Raw genomic sequence first — 4,867 nt, forward strand, 5'->3', positions numbered from 1 at the left:
GCCGCAGCAGAAAGGTTCATGCTCGCTGTCGCCTGAGTCGCCGTGCGCAGGAAGTCGACCCCATCGACTTCCTGCGCAGCGTCCGCCTCGGAGTCCACCAATGCCCGTGCAGCAGAAGCATTTCTGCTGCGTTCAAGTGAGGTTGGTGGGTGGAGCAGGAAGTCGGGCCGGTCGACTTCCTGTGCTGAAGGCCTCGGGCGTTGCCTGCAGAAGAGGTGGGGGTGGCTGCCTACGCGTGAATCAGCGCAACGTAGCTGCCAGTAGCGGAGGTTGGTATGTCGCACAGGAAGTCGGCTTGGCCGACTTTCGGCGTTGTGGGCTTCCGGTACTGGAGGTAGAGGGGTGAGGTGGTTGGCCCGGCGAACCGGCTGTTTGTACGGGCAACGCGTCGGCCAGCATGGAATGTTGACCCCAGCGTAGGAAGTCGGGCCGACCGACTTCCAGCACGGTGAGCCTCGACCGCTGGTGGCGGCGAGGCCTGGGGCGGTTGGCCGGCAGCGCTTCCCCTTATCGCCGAAAGCCCGGTTCGCGAGAAGTGCCGCTCTGGCCGCCGCAGCAGAAAGGTTCTTGCTCTGCTGTGCCGCAGTGCCACCGTGCGCAGGAAGTCGGCGAGGTCGACTTCCTGCGCACGGTGGCAGAAGCGTTTCTTCTTCGCTGGCGGGCGGCTCCCGCGTGGTACAGGAAGTCGGGCCGGCCGCCCTTGGGCGTTGACGGCGGCGGGGCCTGGGGGTGGTCGGCCGGTGGCGTTGGGTTTTGCCGCGCAGGAAGTCGGCCGATCCGACTTCCTGCGCAAGCCTTGCCGGCTCAACTGTGCACGCGCGCACAACAGTTCTACGGGGCGTGCCCAGCCCGGTCGGCGGCGGGGAGTGCGATGCGGCCTTCGGGCAAGTGATGAGGTCCAGAATCTTCCGACGGGTTCCTGCGGCCTCGTTGCCACACCCGCCCCGGACTACGCAGGCCGAGGAACGGGGTCGATCTCTGGCAGGCTTCCGTGCAGCCGGCGAGCGCCCAGGGCAACGCGTTCGTCGGGGTCTCGCGACAGCTCCTCGCAAAGCTGCAGCGCGTCATCCAGCTCGGTGGCGAAGAAGCTGAACACATCGTTGAACGCGGTGTGGACCCAATCGCTGTGATTCGAGTCCGCGACCGCGAGCGCACAAGCGACTACCCGCAGCCCGGCCTTGTCCTTGCGCCTGAGCAGGGCTTCCGCGGTCCGCCTGGTGACGAAGGTGTCGCCGGGATCGAGTACGAGCTCGAGCAACGGCTCGAACGCCTCGCGCATCTCGGCGAACCTTGCCAGGCCATGACCGGCATCCGCCCGGTCACGGTAATCGCGGCTCCGCCCGAGCGCGGCGAGCGTCACGACAGCCGCAAGCCGCAGGGCGTCGTCCATCTGTGTGCTCCCGTCTCGCGATCTCTGGCGAAATTACCAGCTGATTGTTGGTGCGGTTCCGCGTTGGTCCCGCCATAGATGGGCGTCCGCACGCTGCAGGATTGAGTAGCGTGAACCGTTGGACAGGTCGTGGAGAGCCTTGTTGAGCGAGCTGGTCAGTGGACGACCGCGCCGACGTTGCGGACCCACACGGGGAACGGCGTGGCCTCCGCCTCGGACACGGCTCCTGACTGCTCGTCCTCAAGGTCCTCCCAGGCGACCGCGCCCGGCTCCCCGTCACTCAGGAAGCCCTCGACGATCAGCCCGAGATCGTCGGAAGGCACGTATGCACCGCCGAAGGGCAGCTGGTCCGCGGCCACAGACGCAGTCGAGCACCTGAGCTGCCCGGCCTGCTCGTCGTGCCACACGTAGAACGTCGCCGCCCCTGCGAAGCCCATTGCGCGGACGCGCAGGCGGATGCCTTCGGCGGTCCGCTCAAAGGCGGCAACCACCTCGGGCACGGTCAGCGCCTGCCTGTCCTCGTCGGCCGCGCCCAGCCACCAGGTGTTGGTCTCCCACTCCACGCGCCAGTCACCCGGCTCCAGCCTCAACGCCTCGTCCGCCACCTCGGCGATCCATGTCAACAGCACCTCGGAAGTATCCCGGCGCAGCCAGGGCACCACGAACCACCATCAGTAGCTCGCCTCAGCCGGCCGCGACGCGCACCACGTACTTGCCCAGTGCCCGGCCGGCCTCCATGGCGTCGTGGGCGGCGGGGACAGCGGCGAGGTCGGGGAGTTCGTTGACGGGGAGGGGGAGGTGAGCCTCGGCCAGGAAGTCCATCGCGCGGCGAATGGCGTGGGCCAGCTTCGCGGGTGCGGTGGCGGCCAGGCCGCGGTGGCTGAAGCCGGTGATGGTGAGGTTGCCGGCCATGAGGCGGCCGACGGGTGGCAGGGCGTCGACGGCGCCGCCGCCCGCGTTGCCGAAGAGGACGATCCGGCCGCCGGGGGCCGCGATGTCGAGGTCGGTCGGCAGGGCCGAGGTGCCGAGCGGGTCGAGGATCAGGTCGACGCCCTGCCCATCCGTGGCCTTCCGGACGGCCTCGACCAGGTCCTCGTCGCGCGCGAACGCCGCGTCGTACCCGGCCGCGACGGCCGCCGCGGCCTTCTCCGGCCGGCCCACCGTGCCGAGCAGCCGGCCCCCGCCCAGCAGCGGCACCAACTGCGCGATGGCGCTGCCGATCCCGCCGCTCGCCGAGTGCACGAGCACGGTGTCGCCGGCCGTGAAGCGCCCGGCGTCGGTGAGCAGCAGGACGGAGGTGGCCAGTCCCAGCGGGACGGCGGCGGCCTCGCGGAGCCCGACCCCGTCCGGGACGGGCACGGTGAGCACGGCCTCGGCGACGGCGACCTCCGCCAGTCCGCCGCCGACCGGTGCGGCCACGACCCGGTCGCCGACCGCGAGCCCGGTGACGCCCTCGCCGAGCGCCCGGACCGTCCCGGCCACTTCCTTGCCCGGCAGGTACGGCCACTCGGAGGTGTACCCGCCGTCGCCGCGGCGCACCATGACGTCGACGAAGTTGAGTCCGGCGTAGGCGACGTCGATGGCCACCTGCCCGGGGCCGGGCGTCACCACCTCGACGTCCTTGACCTGCGAGTTCTCCGCCCCACCGGGTGCGGTCATCACCAGTGCGCGCATGTCGGTCCCCCTTGCGGCTACGATGTTCGACGAACGACGAAATTAGTACCACTCTTCTTCGACGTTTGTCGAACATCGAACGTGGAAGAACGGAACCGAGAACGCCGAACCCGGAGGTCCACCCGTGCCCCGCAGCACCAGCCGTCGCCGGTCGGCGCTCGCGCACCCCGAGGTCGGGGAGATCGACCTGCTCGACGTGATGCACGCGCTGTCCGACCCCACCCGGATGACGATCGTGCGCACCCTCGCCGCCGAGCCCGAGCGCGCCTGCGGCACCTTTCCGGTGGACGTCGCGCCGTCCACGCTCAGCCACCACTTCAAGGTGCTGCGCGAGTCCGGCCTCATCCGCCAGCGCGAGGAGGCCAACCGCCGCCTCACCGCCCTGCGTTCGGCCGACCTGGAGGCGCGCTTCCCGGGCCTGCTGGCGACCGTCCTCGCCGCGTACGAGCGAACCGCGTACGAGCGAACCGCGTCCGAGCGAACCGCGTCCGAGCGAACCGCGTCCGAGTAAACCGCGTCCGAGCGAACCGCGTCCGAGCGAACCGTGTACGAGAGCGCCGCGTACGAGAGCGCCGCCGGCCCCGAAGCTGGGCCCGGCGGCGCGTAACCCCGGAGGCGAACGGCGCTCAGCGCCGCCGCCAGACCATCCACCCCTGCTGCCGGTCGACCCGCTCGACGAACCACTCGCCGGGATGCCCCGGCCACGCCGTCTCCGGCTCCGCACCCTCGGGCGCCGGAGGCATCACCACCGCCGTGGCCGCCGCCGGGATCGGCTTGTCGCGCGGGTCCAGGTACCAGACGCGGCCCCGGTAGACCTCGAAGGCCTGCGTGCTGCGGATTCCCCAGTCGCCGTCCCAGCTGAACACGACGCTGTCGTCCGGGTGGAGTCCGGCCTGCTCGGTGAAGCCGGTGGCGAGGTTCCGGCGCCAGTTCGAGTGCGGGTAGCTGATCTGATCGGTGATGGTGACGGTGGCGAACCCGGCGAACAGCGCGAGCGCGACGCCGAGCCAGACCGCCCGGCGCGAGGTGATCGCCCGCAGCAGCACCACGAGGCCGAGGGCGGCGAACGCGACGGCGGTCGTCCGCATGATGCGCAGCTCGCCCCAGTCGGCGCCGAGGAACAGGGCGTCCGGCATGCCCCAGGAGACGAAGGCCTGCGTTTTGAGCAGAGGTCCGGCGGACAGGACCACCGCGCCGCCGAGTGCCAGCGTGAGCCCGGCGGCTCCGGCGAGCGTCCGGGCGAGGGCGCGGCCCCGCAGCCGGGCCAGCGCCGCGCTGCCGACGACGAAGGCCGCCGGGACGAGGCACGCCGCGTAGCGGGCGTACACCCAGTTGTCGATCCGCTTGTCGTCCGGCAGTGCGGCGGCCGCCGCCAGCGCGATGCCGACCAGCAGTGCGATCATCACCCCGCCCACGATCCGGTGCGGCCGGGCGACGCGCTTGTCGAAGACGGCGAACAGGCAGACCACGATGGCCAATCCGGCGATCCCCCAGGTCGAGATGATGACGTACCAGATCTGGCCGGCCGTCCGGGTCAGGGTCCGCCCGGCGGCCTGCGGGTCGGTCAGGCCCCTCCACAGGTACCCGCCGACGTTGCTGGCCGGCACGGTGAACTGCGCGCGCAGCCAGACGCTCATCAGGTGGGCGCCCAGGAGGCCCGTCCCCAGTGCGCCGAGGCCCGCCACCGTCGGGCGCCACGGCGCCCAGCGCAGCAGCAGGACCCCGACGAACACCGCACCGGTGAGCGCGACGACGACGCCCCCGCGGTCGTGCGTGGCGATCGCGTACGCGGCGGTCAGGCCC

5 protein-coding genes are annotated in these 4,867 nt (G+C 71.2%); 1 reads left to right on the top strand and 4 read right to left on the bottom strand.

The window, feature by feature from the left end:
• Window positions 1-949: 949 nt before the first annotated feature.
• The 3 genes from AB0O00_RS29625 to AB0O00_RS29635 form a co-directional block, all read right to left on the bottom strand.
• Window positions 950-1,390, bottom strand: coding sequence for a hypothetical protein (locus AB0O00_RS29625; protein WP_363656937.1), 441 nt, complete (start codon window positions 1,388-1,390; stop codon window positions 950-952).
• Window positions 1,391-1,545: 155 nt separating this feature from the next.
• Window positions 1,546-2,049 (bottom strand): hypothetical protein, encoded by a 504-nt coding sequence (locus AB0O00_RS29630; protein WP_363656939.1) that lies wholly within the window; start codon window positions 2,047-2,049, stop codon window positions 1,546-1,548.
• A gap of 25 nt (window positions 2,050-2,074) precedes the next feature.
• Window positions 2,075-3,064: a zinc-binding dehydrogenase gene (locus tag AB0O00_RS29635; protein WP_363656940.1), complete on the bottom strand. Its 990-nt coding sequence runs from the start codon at window positions 3,062-3,064 to the stop codon at window positions 2,075-2,077.
• A gap of 124 nt (window positions 3,065-3,188) precedes the next feature.
• Between AB0O00_RS29635 and AB0O00_RS29640 the strand changes: the two genes are divergently transcribed.
• Window positions 3,189-3,575, top strand: coding sequence for a helix-turn-helix domain-containing protein (locus AB0O00_RS29640; protein ID WP_363656942.1), 387 nt, complete (start codon window positions 3,189-3,191; stop codon window positions 3,573-3,575).
• A gap of 115 nt (window positions 3,576-3,690) precedes the next feature.
• On the opposite strand, the gene AB0O00_RS29645 is transcribed toward AB0O00_RS29640, so the two are convergent.
• Window positions 3,691-4,867, bottom strand: a 1,177-nt coding sequence (locus tag AB0O00_RS29645; RefSeq protein ID WP_363656944.1) for a hypothetical protein, incomplete at its 5' end; no start/stop codon positions are given.

It is taken from the genome of Kitasatospora sp. NPDC093558 (assembly GCF_040683475.1).
GTDB lineage: Bacteria > Actinomycetota > Actinomycetes > Streptomycetales > Streptomycetaceae > Kitasatospora.

Bases quoted from the DNA above. Each gene is read 5' to 3' on its own strand.
- AB0O00_RS29625 (WP_363656937.1), bottom strand. From the start codon at position 1,390: ATGGACGACGCCCTGCGGCTTGCGGCTGTCGTGACGCTCGCCGCGCTC.
- AB0O00_RS29635 (WP_363656940.1), bottom strand. From the start codon at position 3,064: ATGCGCGCACTGGTGATGACCGCACCCGGTGGGGCGGAGAACTCGCAG.